Annotated in this window: 19 protein-coding genes; 16 read left to right on the top strand and 3 right to left on the bottom strand. The window is 66.1% G+C overall.

The genetic code is table 11. The features are described from left to right. Positions 1-51: 51 nt before the first annotated feature. From ACFQUV_RS10445 to ACFQUV_RS10435, 3 genes are all read left to right on the top strand, one after another. Positions 52-4,407: a strawberry notch family protein gene (locus tag ACFQUV_RS10445; RefSeq protein ID WP_129609368.1), complete on the top strand. Its 4,356-nt coding sequence runs from the start codon at positions 52-54 to the stop codon at positions 4,405-4,407. Next, positions 4,408-5,451: a toprim domain-containing protein gene (locus ACFQUV_RS10440; protein WP_107394281.1), complete on the top strand. Its 1,044-nt coding sequence runs from the start codon at positions 4,408-4,410 to the stop codon at positions 5,449-5,451. Between the two features lie 306 nt (positions 5,452-5,757). Further along, the gene (locus tag ACFQUV_RS10435; protein WP_129609369.1) at positions 5,758-6,681 is read left to right on the top strand and encodes a DUF2493 domain-containing protein; all 924 of its coding nucleotides are present in this window, start codon (positions 5,758-5,760) and stop codon (positions 6,679-6,681) included. 12 nt (positions 6,682-6,693) lie between these two features. On the opposite strand, the gene ACFQUV_RS10430 is transcribed toward ACFQUV_RS10435, so the two are convergent. The 3 genes from ACFQUV_RS10430 to ACFQUV_RS10420 all read right to left on the bottom strand — a co-directional run bounded on the left by ACFQUV_RS10430 (position 6,694) and on the right by ACFQUV_RS10420 (position 8,951). Further along, a complete protein-coding gene (locus tag ACFQUV_RS10430; RefSeq protein WP_129609370.1) occupies positions 6,694-7,209 on the bottom strand; it encodes a hypothetical protein in 516 nt (171 codons plus the stop codon). A gap of 164 nt (positions 7,210-7,373) precedes the next feature. Continuing rightward, complete coding sequence (locus tag ACFQUV_RS10425; protein WP_129609371.1) at positions 7,374-8,123, bottom strand: PGN_0703 family putative restriction endonuclease; 750 nt, start codon at positions 8,121-8,123, stop codon at positions 7,374-7,376. A gap of 75 nt (positions 8,124-8,198) precedes the next feature. Then, positions 8,199-8,951, bottom strand: a complete 753-nt coding sequence (locus ACFQUV_RS10420) for a hypothetical protein (protein WP_244601601.1) — start codon at positions 8,949-8,951, stop codon at positions 8,199-8,201. A gap of 312 nt (positions 8,952-9,263) precedes the next feature. On the opposite strand from ACFQUV_RS10420, the gene ACFQUV_RS10415 reads away from it, so the two are divergent. From ACFQUV_RS10415 to ACFQUV_RS10355, 13 genes are all read left to right on the top strand, one after another. Beyond that, positions 9,264-9,431 carry a hypothetical protein gene (locus ACFQUV_RS10415; protein ID WP_165363918.1) on the top strand — a complete coding sequence of 56 codons (168 nt, stop codon included), beginning with the start codon at positions 9,264-9,266 and terminating at the stop codon, positions 9,429-9,431. A gap of 144 nt (positions 9,432-9,575) precedes the next feature. Then, the gene (locus ACFQUV_RS10410) at positions 9,576-10,016 is read left to right on the top strand and encodes a hypothetical protein (RefSeq protein ID WP_107396054.1); all 441 of its coding nucleotides are present in this window, start codon (positions 9,576-9,578) and stop codon (positions 10,014-10,016) included. Between the two features lie 635 nt (positions 10,017-10,651). Then, on the top strand, positions 10,652-10,978 hold the full coding sequence (locus ACFQUV_RS10405) for a DUF736 domain-containing protein (protein ID WP_107396055.1): 327 nt from the start codon (positions 10,652-10,654) through the stop codon (positions 10,976-10,978). Positions 10,979-11,168: 190 nt separating this feature from the next. After that, on the top strand, positions 11,169-11,423 hold the full coding sequence (locus ACFQUV_RS10400; protein WP_107396056.1) for a helix-turn-helix transcriptional regulator: 255 nt from the start codon (positions 11,169-11,171) through the stop codon (positions 11,421-11,423). Positions 11,424-11,555: 132 nt separating this feature from the next. Next, positions 11,556-11,819 carry a DNA -binding domain-containing protein gene (locus ACFQUV_RS10395; protein ID WP_034468224.1) on the top strand — a complete coding sequence of 88 codons (264 nt, stop codon included), beginning with the start codon at positions 11,556-11,558 and terminating at the stop codon, positions 11,817-11,819. Positions 11,820-11,930: 111 nt separating this feature from the next. Further along, positions 11,931-12,155 carry a transcriptional regulator domain-containing protein gene (locus tag ACFQUV_RS10390; RefSeq protein WP_129609372.1) on the top strand — a complete coding sequence of 75 codons (225 nt, stop codon included), beginning with the start codon at positions 11,931-11,933 and terminating at the stop codon, positions 12,153-12,155. 40 nt (positions 12,156-12,195) lie between these two features. Beyond that, a complete protein-coding gene (locus tag ACFQUV_RS10385) occupies positions 12,196-12,705 on the top strand; it encodes a DUF2285 domain-containing protein (RefSeq protein ID WP_107396057.1) in 510 nt (169 codons plus the stop codon). Positions 12,706-12,838: 133 nt separating this feature from the next. Next, positions 12,839-13,120 (top strand): AlpA family transcriptional regulator, encoded by a 282-nt coding sequence (locus tag ACFQUV_RS10380; protein WP_034465387.1) that lies wholly within the window; start codon positions 12,839-12,841, stop codon positions 13,118-13,120. An 11-nt stretch (positions 13,121-13,131) separates the two neighbouring features. Further along, positions 13,132-14,277 carry a replication initiator protein A gene (locus tag ACFQUV_RS10375; protein ID WP_129609373.1) on the top strand — a complete coding sequence of 382 codons (1,146 nt, stop codon included), beginning with the start codon at positions 13,132-13,134 and terminating at the stop codon, positions 14,275-14,277. Next, positions 14,274-14,912, top strand: coding sequence for a ParA family partition ATPase (gene parA / locus ACFQUV_RS10370; RefSeq protein ID WP_107396059.1), 639 nt, complete (start codon positions 14,274-14,276; stop codon positions 14,910-14,912). Before ACFQUV_RS10375 ends, parA begins: the two co-directional genes overlap by 4 nt. After that, complete coding sequence (locus ACFQUV_RS10365; RefSeq protein WP_107396060.1) at positions 14,909-15,160, top strand: hypothetical protein; 252 nt, start codon at positions 14,909-14,911, stop codon at positions 15,158-15,160. The genes parA and ACFQUV_RS10365 overlap by 4 nt, the downstream gene beginning before the upstream one ends. Further along, on the top strand, positions 15,161-15,679 hold the full coding sequence (locus ACFQUV_RS10360) for a DUF2840 domain-containing protein (protein ID WP_107396061.1): 519 nt from the start codon (positions 15,161-15,163) through the stop codon (positions 15,677-15,679). After that, on the top strand, positions 15,676-16,221 hold the full coding sequence (locus ACFQUV_RS10355) for a S26 family signal peptidase (RefSeq protein WP_107396062.1): 546 nt from the start codon (positions 15,676-15,678) through the stop codon (positions 16,219-16,221). Before ACFQUV_RS10360 ends, ACFQUV_RS10355 begins: the two co-directional genes overlap by 4 nt. Positions 16,222-16,233: the final 12 nt, after the last annotated feature.

The following is a 16,233-nucleotide window of genomic DNA, read 5'->3' as shown; positions in this document are numbered from 1 at the left end:
AGAGAGCGCCAGCCGGCTCGTCCCGTTCCCGCTCTCCTCGAGGTTCCCTCCATGACCACTGTCTCCGCTTCCGCGGTCGCCCTTGCGGCCACGTCCCTCCCGCTCGTTCCTGTCACCGACCCGGCCGCTCGCATCACCGAGGCGGCGCGGCTTCTTCTCCCCCATCTCGAACGCGGCCAGCGCATTGACGCAGGCGTCCTGCGCACCGCCATGGAGACGGCCTTCGGCGCCTCCGATGCGACCGCCGCCTGGGACTGGAAGGCCGCTTATGATGCCTGCGAGGTGGCGACCGCGCTGTTCCTGCGCAAATACGGAAAGGCGCTTTACCGCAAAGCCGGCTCTCCGGCCGCCATGCTGCCGATGCTGGCGAAGATCGCCGGCCTTCTTCCCACCCATACGCGCCGTTCGGCCGAGAGCGAGACCTTCCAGCAATTTTCCACTCCGATCCCGCTCGGCCTCGCGGCCGCGACTGCGGCGTCGATCACCGCCGCCGACTGCGTGCTGGAGCCCTCTGCCGGCACCGGCCTGCTTGCCATCCTGGCCGAGATAGCAGGCGGATCACTGATCCTGAACGAACTGGCCGAGACCCGCGCCGGTCTTCTCTCTCACCTCTTTCCGGCCATTCCCGTCACCCGTTTCGACGCCGCGCAGATCGACGATCATCTCGATGCGGCCGTCGTGCCGTCCGTCGCGCTGATGAACCCGCCATTCTCGGCGATGGCGAACGTCTCGGGCCGGATGGCCGATGCCGCCTGTCGTCATGTCGCCTCGGCACTGGCGCGCCTGGCCGACGGCGGGCGGCTGGTCGCGATCACTGGTGCGAACTTTTCTCCCGACAACCTGGCCTGGGTGGCGGCGTTCACCCGCCTGCAGACGCGCGGGCGTGTGGTGTTCACCGCCGCCATCGACGGCTCGGTCTATGCCAGGCACGGCACCACCATCGACACGCGCCTGACCGTCATCGACAAGCTGCCTGCCGATGATCCGGCGGTGTTCCCGGTCTCGCCGGGCGTCGCGCCCGACGTCGCCACGCTGCTTGGCTGGATCGACACGCATGTTCCGGTACGGCTGCCGGTCGCCGTTTCCGCAGGCGTTTCCGTCATTCCCGCCGTCACGCACACCACCGCCCCGCGCTTCGTTCGGGGATATGCCGCACGGCCATCCACTCCCGTTCCGGCCAACCTCGCCGACCCCGATGCGGTCGAGCTCGATTATGAGACGGTGGACTGGACACCGCCCGAGGGCGCCCGCCTGACGGACGCGATCTATGAGGAATACGCTCTTCAGTCGATCCGTATTCCCGGCTCTCAGGCCCATCCCACCAAGCTGGTGCAGTCGGCCGCGATGGCCTCGGTCGCGCCGCCGAAGCCGAGCTATCGGCCGCGCCTGCCGGTCAACATCGTCACCGATGGCCTGCTGTCGGACGCCCAGCTCGAGACGGTGATCTATGCGGGCGAGGCCCATGGCGATTTCCTCGCCGGGTCCTGGACCGTGGACGAGACCTTCGACATCGTCTCGGCCGCGCGTGACGATGCGCCGAATGCCGTGCGATTCCGGCGCGGCTTCATGCTCGGCGACGGGACCGGCGCCGGCAAGGGCCGCCAGTCGGCCGGCATCATCCTCGACAACTGGATGCAAGGGCGTCGCAAGGCGGTCTGGATCTCCAAGGCCGATCTCATCGAGGACGCGCGGCGCGACTGGTCGGCGCTCGGCATGGAGCGGCTGCTGGTGACGCCGCTGTCCCGCTTCCCGCAGGGCAAGCCCATCACGCTCCAGGAAGGCGTCCTATTCACCACCTATTCCACGCTGCGGTCCGACGAGCGCGGCGAGAAGCTTTCGCGGGTCCGACAGATCATCGAATGGTTGGGCGCCGACTTCGACGGAGTGATCATTTTCGACGAAAGCCACGCCATGCAGAATGCCGCTGGCAGCAAGGGCGAACGCGGCGAGCAGGCCGCCTCCCAGCAGGGACGTGCGGGCCTTCGCCTCCAGCACGCGCTGCCCAATGCCCGTGTGGTCTATGTGTCCGCCACGGGCGCGACCACCGTCCACAATCTCGCCTACGCGCAACGGCTCGGCCTCTGGGGCGGCGAGGACTTCCCCTTCACGACCCGGGCCGAGTTCGTCGAGGCGATCGAGGCCGGCGGCGTGGCGGCAATGGAAGTTCTGGCGCGCGACCTCAAGGCGCTCGGTCTCTACACGGCCCGCTCGCTTTCTTATGACGGCATCGAATATGAGCTGGTCGAGCACCAGCTCACGCCGGAGCAGACCCGCATCTATGACGCCTATGCCGGGGCTTTCGCCATCATCCACAACCATCTCGATGCGGCGATGCAGGCCGCCAACATCACCGGCGAGCATGGCACGCTGAACCGGCAGGCGAAGTCGGCGGCGCGCTCGGCCTTCGAATCCACCAAGCAGCGCTTCTTTGGCCATCTGCTGACCTCGATGAAGACGCCGACGCTGATCCGCTTGATCGAGCGCGATCTCGAGCAGGGTCACGCCGCGGTCATCCAGATCGTCTCGACCGGCGAGGCGCTGATGGAAAGGCGCCTTGCGGAAATTCCGACCGAGGAATGGAACGACGTCCGGGTCGACATCACGCCTCGCGAATATGTTCTGTCGTACCTGCAGCACAGCTTCCCGGTGCAGCTCTATGAACCCTTCACCGACAGCGAGGGCAACCTGTCGTCCCGGCCGGTTTTCCGTGACGGCCAGCCGGTCGAAAGCCGCGAGGCGGTCGCCCGCCGCGATCGCCTGATCGAGAAGCTCGCCTCCCTGCCGCCCGTTCCCGGCGCGCTCGACCAGGTCGTACAGCATTTCGGCACCGACACGGTGGCGGAAGTCACCGGCCGCTCCCGCCGCATCGTGCGCAAGACCGGCGCAAACGGTATCGACCGCCTGATGGTCGAGAATCGCGCCGCTTCGGCCTCGCTTGCCGATGTGGCCGCCTTCATGGACGACCAGAAGCGTGTGCTCGTCTTCTCCGACGCGGGCGGAACGGGCCGCAGCTACCATGCCGAGTTGTCGGCGCGGAACCAGCGGCTGCGGGTCCATTATCTGCTCGAGCCGGGCTGGAAGGCCGACGCCGCCATCCAGGGCCTGGGGCGGACCAACCGCACCAACCAGGCGCAGCCGCCCCTCTTCCGGCCGATCGCCACCGACGTGAAGGCCGAGAAGCGCTTCCTGTCGACGATCGCGCGGCGGCTCGACACCCTCGGCGCGATCACGCGCGGCCAGCGCCAGACCGGCGGCCAGGGCCTGTTCCGGCCCGAGGACAATCTGGAAAGCCCCTATGCGCGCGACGCGCTGCGGCAGCTCTACCTGCTGCTGGTGCGTGGCAAGGTCGAGGGCTGTTCGCTTCAGATGTTCGAGGATGCCACCGGCCTCTCGCTCATGGACGCGAACGGCATCAAGGACGAATTACCGCCGATCACCACCTTCCTCAATCGCCTGCTGGCGCTGACCATCGAACTTCAGGGCATCCTGTTCACAGCATTCGAGCAGCTTCTGAATGCCAGGATCGAAGGCGCCATTGCATCTGGCACCTATGACATGGGGCTGGAGACGCTCAAGGCCGAGAGCTTCGTCGTCACCGGCCGGCGCACCATCCATGTCCATCCCGGCACCGGCGCGGAAACCCGGCTGCTGACCATCACCCAGCGCGAACGCAACCGGCCGGTCGCGCTCGACCAGGCCCTGGCTCATCTCTCGGATCGTCGCGCCGTGCTGCTCGTCAACGAGCGTTCGGGCCGGGCGGCCGTTCGGATCCCGACCAGCAGCGTGATGCTCGACGATGGCGACATCGAACGGCGCGTCCGCCTGATCCGGCCGATGGAGGCGCACAACATCCCGGTGAAGATGATGGGCGAGACGCACTGGATCGAGGCCGATGAAGGCACGTTCGCAAAGGCCTGGAACGCTGAGCTGGCCGAGGTGCCGGAATTCTCCGACAGCACCATCCATGTCGTCGCCGGCCTGCTGTTGCCGATCTGGAAGCGCCTGCCGCACGAGTCGACGCGCGTCTATCGGCTTCAGACCGATGACGGCGAGCGCATCGTCGGCCGCCGGGTTTCACGGGCATGGGTTGCGGAAGCGACCGCCACCGGCGCCACGACGCTGACGCCGGACGATGCCTTCGCGGCCCTGATCGACGGCAGGACGATCCTCGACCTTGCTGAAGGACTTCAACTGCGCCGGGTTCGCGTCATGGGCGCCCATCGCATCGAGTTGTCGGGCTTCACCGACACCATGCGTGACCGGCTCGGCGCATACGGCCTGTTCCACGAGATCATTTCGTGGAAGCTGCGCATGTTCGTACCGACCGATGCGAGCGGCGCCGTTGTGCTGGCGAAGGTGCTGGAGCGCTACCCGGTCGAGCGCGTCTCCGAACGGGAGGCTGCGTAAATGGCTCGCCACGACGCATCCGAACTGGCGCGACGACTTGCCCGCCAGGCCGAGGCGGTGTGCCGGCACTATCTGCCCGCCGGTCATCGCGAGGGCCGCTACTGGCTGGTCGGCGATGTGCGCAACACGCCCGGCCGCTCCATGTTCGTCCGACTCACCGGGCCGGAGTCCGGCAAGGGCGCGGCGGGGAAATGGACCGATGCCGCAAGCGCGGAACATGGCGACCTGCTCGACGTCATCCGAGAAAGCTGCGGTCTCACCGATTTCAAAGACGTTGCCGATGAGGCCAGGGCCTTCCTGAGCCTGCCGCGTCCCGAACCCGAACCGGACCGTCAACGGCGGCCAACGACGGCGCCCACCGGATCGTCGGAGGCCGCGCGACGGCTCTTCGCCATGTCGCAGCCGATTACGGGCACAGTCGCAGAAGCGTACTTACGGAAACGCGGCATCACGGCTTTGCACGGAACCGGATCACTCCGCTTCCACCCGCGCTGCTACTATCGGCCCGACGAGTATTTGCCGACCGAGACCTGGCCGGCGATGATCGCCTCCGTCACCGACCTCGCAGGCCGGATCACCGGAGCGCATCGCACCTGGCTTTCTCCCGATGGCGACGGCAAGGCGCCGATCGACACGCCGAGGCGGGCAATGGGCGACCTTCTCGGCCATGCGGTCCGGTTCGGCGTGACGCAGGACGTGATGGCGGCAGGTGAAGGCATCGAGACCATGCTGTCGCTCAGATGCGTCCTGCCGACCATGCCGATGGTGGCCGCGCTCTCGGCCGCCCATCTCTCAGCCATCCTCTTTCCGGACATCCTGCGCCGGCTCTACATCGCGCGCGACGACGATCCGGCGGGCGACGGCGCGATGGCGGCATTGATCGACCGAGCCGAACAGGCCGGGATCGAGGCGATCGTGCTCTCGCCAGCGCTCGGGGACTTCAACGAGGATCTGCGGGTGCTCGGCATCGATGCGCTGCAGGCAGGAATCCGCCTCCAGATCGCGCCGCAGGACGTCGCCCGCTTCATGGGGCTGGCAGCGTAGCCGGAACGGGGGTGCGGGGCGACCCGCCGTCAACCGCGTCGCCGGATGCTCACCCATCGAAAGAGGACCGCGCCTCGGCCTTCGAGAGGGCGATCGGCCGTCAAACGGTCCGGCCAGGCAACCTTGGGGCCGACTATTTTCCGGCGGCCCTTCGGGCCTTTCCATCGCGAGCCAAAATAGTCGGCCCCTTCGGCCCTCCGCTGCGCTTCGGCCCTGCGCTGTCGCTCCGGGTGCCAGTCCGGCCCGCCCGACGGCTTCGTCGCCATGAAGGCCGCGACGGTCGCGGTCCAACCGACGGAGCATCCCATGAGCGAGCATGACGACCATGAACCGCACCACACCTCTTCCTCGACCGACCACGTCCTGACCGAACTCCAGCTCTACGGCTACCGTCCCTTCGCGGACGAACCCGATCCGCGACCGCTCCCCGAGGGCAATATCGTCGCCGGCGCCATCGCCGACATCTTTGACGCCCTGATCGTCACCTTGGGCGACACCCGCCTCGAGCCCGACCTGGACGATCTCCTCTGGTCTACCGTCAACGTCTTCCACCGCGCCGCCGAGCGGATTGCCCGCGACCTCGACGACAATGAGCAGGCGCAGCGCCGGTCCCAGCGGGAGCAGGATGGCACCGAGGTCAAATCGGTCGAACTCGAGCGCCTCATCGCGGAAGGCAGGACGCTGGTCGAGCGGCAGGATGCGTTCGAGCTGATGCGAGACCAGGCCGGCGAGCACTACGAGCGTCACGCCGGCAAACCCTGGCTCCCGCGCAACGGCTCGAAGGTCAACCACCGCAATCTCACCTCGGCGATGATCGACAGCCGCGACTTCCTCGCCGCCAGAAAGCGCGCCGAGCAAGAAGTTCTCCTGCCACCCGGTCCGAAGATCGCAGTCACGGGCGGGCTCGAATTCAACGATCACCGGCTGATCTGGGCGAAGCTCGACCAGGTCCACGCCAAGCATCCCGACATGGTTCTGATGCACGGCAAATCGCCGAAGGGTGCCGAGAAGATCGCCTCCCGCTGGGCCGACCACCGCGGCGTGCCGCAGATCGGTTTCGCGCCCGACTGGACGAAACACGGTCGCGCCGCGCCTTTCAAGCGCAACGATCAGATGCTCGAAGTGCTGCCGATCGGCGTGATGGTCTTCCCCGGCACCGGCATCCAGGACAATCTCGCCGACAAGGCGAAGAAGCTCGGTATCCCGGTCTGGAGGTTCGGCGGCGCGTGAGCGCCGCCGCCCTCATACCGTGGCGATGGTCACATGATCGCGCAGCCGCGCGGTGATGATTTCTCGATCTCGTTCTGTGCGAAGAAGGCGCCCAGCACTGGTGTGCTCGAATTCCGAGTAGTCGAACACCACCAGCGCGCAGCCATGCAGAGGGAGCAAGGTTCGCCGATAGTCGTCATAACGACGTCTCTGTTCACCGCGCGAAACGCCCGAAACGGTTGGACGATCATCGAAGAAGCGCACGCGTCCGCTGTGCTGTCGCTCGTGATATTCGATCGCCAGCCCAAGCTCCGGATAGAAGGCGTCGACTGGAAGCAACACCCTTCGTCCCGAAGGCCCGGCATCCCCTAATAGAAATGGAAAACGGTGCTGGCGTATCGCCTTCTTTCCCAGAACAGCATCGCACAGGTCGATGATCCATGCTTCGTCGCTCGAAGACCTGGCAGCCGATGGAGGTCTGCTCCGCACCTGTTCGACCGCCGGGGCGACATTCGCAGCCAGCGCAAAGGTGGCTAGAATGCGCTCCATATCCCTGTGTTCGGGGCTGCCAATGCGGACTTCCCAGCGCTCACTATGGGAGTGCCACCGCAGACTGGCTCGGCGAAGCGCAGCCCGGAACCGCTTGGGATCAACGCCGTGGGACCGCGCCATTTCGGCGGCGGTCGTGACATCCTCAGTCCCGACTGCGCCACTCACGGCGCAAACATTTCAATGATTGCCTGTCCATGTGCCGCAATGTTGTTATCGAGCCCACGCCAGGTTCCGAGCCACTCCCGGTAGCTCGCGAAGTGAAATGTCACTTCATCGCCCGCGGTCGCTCCGGCAAAACGGGCAATTTCGTTCCGATGCCGCATGAGGTCATCCTGCGCGATGGGATGGCCGTTCCTCGCTGCGGGTTCAGCGAAGAGGTAGAAAAGTACCGGTGCCCGATTTCGGCGGCGGCCTTCGGTCACCAGGCCAAATGCGTGTTTGACCAGTTGCGCGGCATCAAGGTGAGTGAACCGCTCCTCCCCTGAACGCAGGCGGTCTCGCATCCTTTCATAACCCTTCATGTCCCGGCCCCAAACGGGCCGGTCATAAGCGTCCGAAAGGTTGACAGACTTCACGTCCCGGAAGGGCTCAAAGCGCTTGCTTTCAACCCCGATCAGCGTCGTCGGCGTCTGCACCACAGCGTCGAGCCAAGGATGCCGACCGCCTGACCAGGGAAACCGCGCGCAAAACTCCACGTCTACCAATTCAGGGACGCCAGCGGCCTCAAGGCCGCTCAGAGGTGGAAGAAGTTCCGGCCGCTCGATGAACCAGCCGAAGCAATTGACCGCGAGTGCTGCGGAACTCTCCGGGCTTGAAAGTTTGCCAGACTCAATTTCCTTGCCGCCGGCCTTTGCAAGGCGGTTAAGCACGTGGCCAGCGGGAATGCCGCGTAGAAATTTCGGGTCACTCACTCGTCGTTCCCCCCAAGTCTAGGACCGTGCCGAAGTCTCTCGCACTTCACAATTGTAGTTTCGCGTGAGCGCCGCCTAACCCAGATCGATGTTCCAGTATTTCAGGACGCCGACCACGTCGTCCTTGGGATAATGAAGGAAAGCCGCGTTCGCGAGGTCGGTCTTAATCTTCTGTTTGCGCTTGGCGATTTCCCGCTCGATGCGCAAGCTGAATGGTGCGACACCGGGCGGCAATGCACCGGGATTATCCGGGCTCGGCCAACTCTTGGGATAGCCGTTGGGAATCCAACCCGACCTGACCTTGGTGGCCTGTTCCGCGACCGACGGATGCTCGCAGGCCCATCCATAGAGATGGAATGCGCAGACTCGCAGCATGGCCTTGATCTCGGGAAGCGTGTCGGTGAAGCCTTTGAGCGGTGTCGGCAGCCACACCATGTTGGCGACGCAGGAGAAATAACGGGGGTCCTGAACCACACTGCTCTGTTGCGCAAAGGACGGATCGTCGTAGCCCCAGATGTGGCAGACGGTCCAATTCTTCGGCTTGGGCGATGCCACATCCAGGGCAGCGACCAGCGCGTTCAGAGCCGCCACGTTGCCCTCGAATTTGTCGGCTGTAACCCCGGTAGCCTTTCGGGTGTTGGTATAGCGACGACTCCACTGCGCGTCATAAAGCGGTCGACCCCGCGCCGTGTGCGGCGCCCACACCGGCAAGCGCCGGAAGGTTTCCGGATTGACCCACCGCGCTGTGCGCTCGATCAGCTCGACGACCGCCGGGATATCGTCCCTCAACGCCTCGTTACCGTCTGGAATGAAGAAGCCTTCCGCCACTTGCCGCCCCCCTGTCATCTGCCCCCGCCGCAAGAAGGCTGACCACAGTTTTGAGCGTGAGTCCTGAGCGGTAGAGCTGTTTGAAGAGATCGTTTCTCTACCATCTCCGGAAAGCGAAGCACCACCCCCGCTTCCTCTGCGCTGATCCTTGGTCCAGCCGATGGCCTGACGCCATCAACCCGTGAAGGGTCCGCTACGCGAGCGTGCGGCCTTGAGGCTTCGCCTCCGCGGTGATTGCGGCCCTCGGCCGGACACATCGGGCGCCTGTCGCGCGGGGGATGGTCCCCCGCCTCCAAGACAGGAGCCGGAACGATGTCCCTCAACGACGCTCATGCCTTCGCCTTCAGCCTCGCCACCACCCTCATGGTCGCCATCGTCGTCTTCCGGGCCGGCGACGGCAGCCTGTCGGTCGTTCCCGCCAACGAATACGACGGCGACACCGCCGCCATCATCCATGAAATCGATCCCTTCCAACCCTGACGAAGGGAGCGCCCGGTCCGGCGAGCGGAACTTCCTAGCCGATTTCCGCTCCCGTGGCCGCTCATCTTCGGCTATGCTTCATGCCGTGCCGTGGTGGTGGTGGAAGGCGCGACCGTCAGACCTTTTCTAACGGAGGCCACCACCATGATCTTCCTTGGCATCATCTTCAGCGTCGCGGCTATCGGCGTTCTCTGCTGGCTGCTGTTCACGCTTGCTATCTACGCGCTCCCGGCCTTTGCTGGCGTCACCGCCGGCATGTGGGCTTATGACACCGGCGCGGGCTGGCCGGGCGGCATCGCGATCGGCCTGGTCGCGGCCGGGCTGATTTTCGGCGTCGGCCAACTGCTGCTTGCCTTCGCGCGCCCGCTCTGGCTGCGCGTCGGCATTGCACTTGCCTTCGTAGCCCCGGCGGCGATCGCGGGCTATCACGCGACCCATGGCATCGTGAAGCACACTATGCCGTCCGAGGGCTGGCAGATCGCCTTTTCGGTCGTCGGCGCGATCGCGGTCGGCATTGCGGCATTCCTGCGGATAGCAGCGATGGCCGCGCCCGAACCGGCCGGACGGGGGATGGTGCGGGGCTGATACCGACACGGCCGTTGGAGGCATGGCCAGCAGGCCGGCACGCCTGCCATCCTCGACGCCGAAGTTGGACGAAGCCGACCGTCAAGCAGAGATTGCGATGTGAGGCCAGACATAGCGTGAGGCCCGTTGAAGCGGCGCTGAACCGGTAGTCAGCCCCGGCACAGCCACTCGATGACGCAGGCGCGGATGGCGTCTCACGAGCCGATGCCTGCGGGAAGCCCATCGCGATCATCGCCAGGACAGGTGGGACGACATCGCCGGCAGGGACTCGTTGCCAGGATTCCGGCGGCTTCGCGGGGCCACCACGTTCTCCCTTGATCTTTCTGTCAGGTCGACCGCTCCAACACGGCCTCTTCAATGGGCTGATCTGGCCGAAGGCCGGCTGCGCCTCGATCGCCTATGCCGCAATGGCGCCGATCGACTTTCTTCCCCTGCCGGCTTCGCCGTCATTCCTCGCGAAACAACAAAGTCGCCTGGCTGCCATCCTCCGCTGGCGCTGCGGCCCTGACGAGCCCACCCCATTGCGCAAGCGCAATGGGGACCCCGGGGGGTGCGGCGTCGATCGCCTCCGGCCCGTCGATCGCCATCGAGGCCGCAATGGTGCGGGCTCGAAGCAGTGATCAAGGAGAACTGACATGGCGACCATCGGCACCTTCAAGAAGACCGGCAACAACGAATTCGCCGGCGAAATCGTCACCCTCAGCGTCCAGGCCAAGGGCGTGCGCATCGTCCCCGAGACCCGGGCCACCGGCGAGAACGCCCCCAGCCACCGCGTCTTCGTCGGCCGCGCCGAGATCGGCGCCGCCTGGTCCAAGCGCTCCAACGAGGGCCGCGACTATCTGGGCCTCAAGCTCGACGATCCGAGCTTCACCGCCCCGATCTTCGCCAACCTCTTCGACGACGAGGACGGCGAAGGCTACAGCCTCATCTGGTCCCGCCCCAGCCGCCGCAACGGCGACTGAGGCGCCGCGACGCCCCGCCCGGACGATCCGGGCGGGGCCTCTTTCATTGCGGGGCGACCGAATCAGTCACGACGCCGATAACTCCGAAGGACGCTGGTACAGCGTTTTGTGTCTGGCCGCCCGCCCATAGAACGACTAATATAGTCGTAGTTCTGGCGTGCGCGTTCGTGCCGGTGGGAGGTGATCATGCATGATCACCGCCCGACAGACGCGGGCCGCACGCGCGTTGCTTGGTTGGACGCAGGAGACGCTCGCTGAAAAGGCCCTGGTATCCCTGACCGCGTTGAAGCGCCTCGAGTCCGAGAGCGGACTCAAGGTGTATGAGACGACGCACGATCAGGTGCGCCGGGCGCTCGAGGCCAACGGCATCGTCTTCCTCAACTCCGATCAGGGGGAAGGAGTGATGTTCGTTCGTGCGAAAATCGACAGCCGCAGATCACCCTGACATCCCGTATGGTGCCTCGGCGATGCCTCCGGTGCATCGCGCGATGCACCAATGGCCTTCCCTGTGCCCGTCGAACGCCCGGTTAACAAATGGGGCGGGGGCGGATATGGTAAGGCGCTGGGGGCTGACGTGATGCAAGTACATTTCCTCGATGAACCGCCGCAAAGCGCGGCGCTCACGACCTATGACCGTGAGCACATGAAGCTCTATATGCGGCTGCTCGACGCGGCGACCGATGGCGCCGACTGGCGCGAGGCCGTCACGATCCTGTTCGGCCTCGATCCAGACCGCGAGCCGGACCGCGCGCGCCATGTCCACGACACCCATCTCGCCCGCGCCCGCTGGATGACCGAGCATGGCTATCGCCTGCTCGTCCGCGAGGGCCGTGCCCACTAGCCAGAATTGCGATGCCTCGGCCGCATCGCGCGTTGCCACCTTCGGGACTTCCGGCGGCCTCTGCAACCGGGGATGGTGCTCCTCCCGGTAGCCAACGCGCAGAGGACGCCCATGACCCCTGACATATCCCGGTGGCGGTCGACATCGACCTACGACTATCTCGACGACCTCGCATCGCCCGATCTTGGCTGGGAATGGCTGCGGCGCAACGGCGACTATCAGCGTGATTATGCCGAGACCAGGCATTCGGCGTGCGATCTCCGGGAATTGACGAACCGGGTGCGGAAACGCTGGGGGCTGCAATTTCGTTGCCCGTCCGTCGCTCAACGCCACTGAAGCGCCGGTCTTCTGGTGCCCGGAAGATGACACCGGCACCGTGCTGCTGGCCGCCGCGCCGTCCATCCTTCCTGCCGACGGCAATCTCTTTTCCGCCATCCGGGAGACCGCCGCCCGCGCCGACGAGCAGGGCGTTCATTTCCTGCACGACCCCGGAGACGGGCAGCTTCTCCATCTCCTGCGGCTGGCCGGCGTCGCAGCCGGCGAACCGCTCGCCGCGCTGATCCCGCTCGACCTTGACGGCCTCGACCGGCTCGAAGCCGTCCAGCGTCTGCTCAAGTCCATGCTCGGTCGCGCCGTGCCCGCGGACACCCGGCTGACCAAGCAGCAACGCCGGCGCATCCGCCACATGCTGCAAGCGGTCGACGGACGCATGAACGGCGCGAGCTATCGCGAGATCGCTGGCGTCATTTACGGTGTGTCCCGCGTTGCATCCGATCCCTGGAAGTCCTCGGCGCTGCGCGACGCGACCATGGACCTTGTCAAGGATGCCTTCGCCATGATCGCCGGGGGCTATCGCGCGCTCCTTCGTCATCGCCGCCGATCCTGACCCGATGTCGGAAGGGGGGTGCGAATTTGGCGCGCCCTTCTTCGCACTCCCCCCTCGCGGCTCTCCTTCGCCACCGTGACCTGCGTCCGCCGCTCACTACCAGCGGCCTCAACAAACCCACGGAGGCCCGATCATGTCGCCCAATCTCGCCGGCTTGCCGCCGCGCTTTCTCAGAACCCCAGAAGCCGCGCGTTTCCTTGGCCTCTCGGGCCGGACGCTGGAAAAGCATCGCACCTATGGCACCGGCCCGGCCTATCGCAAGCTCGGCGGCCGCGTCGTCTATGCGATCGAGGACCTTCAGGCCTGGGCCGACCGGGGTGCCGTCACCTCGACCTCAGATCCGCGTGGGTCTGTGCTGCCCGCCAAGCGCCACGACCCGATGCCGGCGGCCCCCGCCGGCCGCTCCCATCGCTGAGACGTCCGATCATGAAGCGGCGTCGCCTCATCACCTCGACCGAGCGGGCCAGGCTCGATCCCTTCATCGTTGCAACCGGCGACGCCAGTCCGCGCGATCAGCGCGATCTCATGGAACGGCCGTTCTTCTCACTCGCCAAGGCCAAGCGCATCGCGCCGATCCTCTATGAGGCCGGCGGAGTCCGCGTCGAGGTCTTCGCCGTGCCCGAGCACGGCATGGCGACGATCTGGGACGCTGACATCCTCATCTGGGCCGCCTCGCAGATCGTCGAGGCCGAGAATCTGGGGTTCAAGACCTCGCGCTTCCTGCGCTTCACGCCTTATCAGCTCCTGATGTCGATCGGCCGGGAAACCGGCCAGCGTGATTACAAGCTGCTGAAGGGCGCGCTCACCCGCCTGCAATCGACCGTCATCCGCACCACCATCCGCCAGGGCGAGCATTGGCGGCGGCACCAGTTCTCCTGGATCAACGAATGGGAGGAATGCGTCACGCGCGACGGCCGCGTCGAGGGCATGGAGTTCGTACTGCCCGACTGGTTCTATCGCGGCGTCACCGACCGCTCCTTGGTTCTCACCATCGACCCGGCCTATTTCCGGCTGACGGGTGGCATCGAACGCTGGCTCTACCGCGTCGCGCGCAAGCACGCCGGCCGTCAGCCGCGGGGCTGGATTTTCGAGTTCGCCCATCTCCACGAAAAGTCCGGCAGCCTCATGCGCGTCTCCGACTTCGCGCTCCAGCTCCGGCGCATCGTCCCGCGCCAGCCGCTGCCCGGCTATCGGCTGCACATCGAGCGCGAAGGCCGACGCGAGCTATTGCGCATCCTGCCGGCGAAATCATCCACAAGACCTGTGGATGGCGCTGTGGACGCGGTCGGGACTTCGCACGCAAGCGGTATCGGGATTTCGCACGCAGGACCATCGGGACTTCGCACGCAGAGATCGCACTTAAGTCTCTGGCCGGAAACGACGATTCCGAGCCTTAACTTAGAATCTAACAGAGAATCTAACTCTTATGTTGCGCGGAGCGATGTGGAAAACACCGTCGCTGCCGCCATCGACGGACTCCTCCGAAAGACATCCAGGGCGCGGCCATCCGGCAGCGAAACCGCTCGCCCATCGCGACTCTCCCTCGGGCGCAAGCCGGGAGGGGCACGATGATCGTCGCGTTCCTCAACCAGAAAGGCGGCGTCGGTAAGACGACGTTGGCGCTGCATCTCGCGGGACAATGGGCGCGGCAGGGAAGGCCCGTCACCCTGATCGACGCCGATCCGCAGGGCTCGGCGCTGGACTGGTCGCAGCAGCGGGCGCGCGAAGGCCTTCCACGCCTGTTCGGTGTCGTCGGCCTCGCCCGTGACACCCTGCACCGCGAGGCGCCAGAGCTGGCGCGCGATGCCGATCACATCGTCATCGACGGACCGCCGCGTGTCGCCTCGCTGATGCGCTCGGCGCTGCTCGCCGCCGACCTGGTGCTGATCCCCGTGCAGCCGTCGCCCTTCGATGGCTGGGCTTCGGCCGAGATGCTCTCGCTCCTCCAGGAAGCGCGCATCTATCGCCCGCAGCTTGCCGCCCGCTTCGTTCTGAACCGCTGCGGCGCGCGCACCGTCATCGCCCGCGAGACGGCCGAGACGCTCGCAGATCATGATCCGCCGGTGCTGGCGGCGCGGATCGGTCAGCGCGTCGCTTTCGCCGATACCGCGCAATCCGGGCGGCTCGTCTTCGAGATCGACGAGGACAGTCCGGCTACACGCGAGATCGCGGCCATCGGGGCCGAGGTGGGGAGGCTCGCGTCATGAGCGGGCGCGCTCCGAAACGCGGTTTTGCGTCGCGCCCCGCCGATCCCGAACGCTGGATCAAGGCGTCGGATGCATCGCCCCCGCGCGACGCGGATGCCGCCGGCTTCACCGCCCGGCTGACGATCGACGTCACGCCAGAGCTGCGCGGCCGGATCAAGATCGCGGCGTTCCGGCGCGGGCAGACCGTCGCCGACATGCTCCGCGACCTGCTCGTTCGCGAATTCCCGCCAGACCAAGGAGACACGTAAATGACCGGCATCGCGGACCCCCGCATGCGCGGCGGCCACTCGCCGGCCCACCCCGCACCATTCACGACGCTCGTCGAGCTGACCTGGCATGAGAAGCGGATCGAACACTGGATCCGCTTCGGCCGGGAAGTCCATGAGCAGATCCTCGACCGTCGGCGCCGTGTCGTCGGCTTCGCGCCGAACAGCCTCTTTGCCTTCATCCGCTGGGCGTCCAACGACTACGGCACGATCATCTCGCGCATCGACATCGTGCGCGCCATCGGCCGCGGCGAGCCCTATCAGACGCTGCCTTTCGTACGGCCCGGCGGCGACATCCTCCTGAAGATCGAGGGATGGCCCAGGGTCGAGCACGTGCTCCGGATCATCGATGCCATCGAGGCGCTCGGCATCGATCCGGCCGATGTTTCGCCGGACCACTGGCGGCACGTCCACAACCGCCTGGCCGCCGGTCATGAGCCGCGCGCCTACACCGCCCAGCACCATCGGGCCTTCCTCCTGCGCCGGAGGACCGCGCCATGAGCCGCTTCGGCTATGTGATGCTCACCTGTCTTATGACCATGGGCGTCGCCGCTTCGGCGCTCATCGAAACGCCGAAGAAGCTGATCTGGAACGCCTCGGCGAGCGCACCGATCGGGCTCTATTCGATCGAACCGGATGACCGGCTCGAGGTGACGGACCTCGTCGCCGTCGATGCGCCCGAGCCGCTGGCGCGCTTCCTCGCCGAGCGCGGTTACCTGCCTCCCGGTGTGCCGCTGATGAAGCGTATCGCCGGTCTGCCGGGACAACGGGTCTGCCGCTCGGGGCTCGCCATCACCGTCGACCGAATCGCAATGGGCAACGCGCTGGAGCGCGACCGGCGTGGCCGCGACCTGCCCGTCTGGCAGGGCTGCCACCGCATCGCCGACGGCGAGGTGTTCCTCATGAACTGGGAGATCCAGGACAGCCTCGACGGCCGCTATTTCGGCCCGCTTCCCATGAGTTCGATCATCGGCCGCGCGGTCCCGCTGTGGACCGATGAAGACGGCTCCGGCCGCTACGAGTGGCGCGCGCCAACCCGATGACTGACCCCTGAT

This window comes from Rhodoplanes sp. P11, from assembly GCF_964266735.1.
Classification (GTDB): domain Bacteria; phylum Pseudomonadota; class Alphaproteobacteria; order Rhizobiales; family Xanthobacteraceae; genus Rhodoplanes; species Rhodoplanes serenus.
Note: the sequence above shows the minus strand (reverse complement) of the source record. Positions and strands in the feature narration are given on the sequence as shown.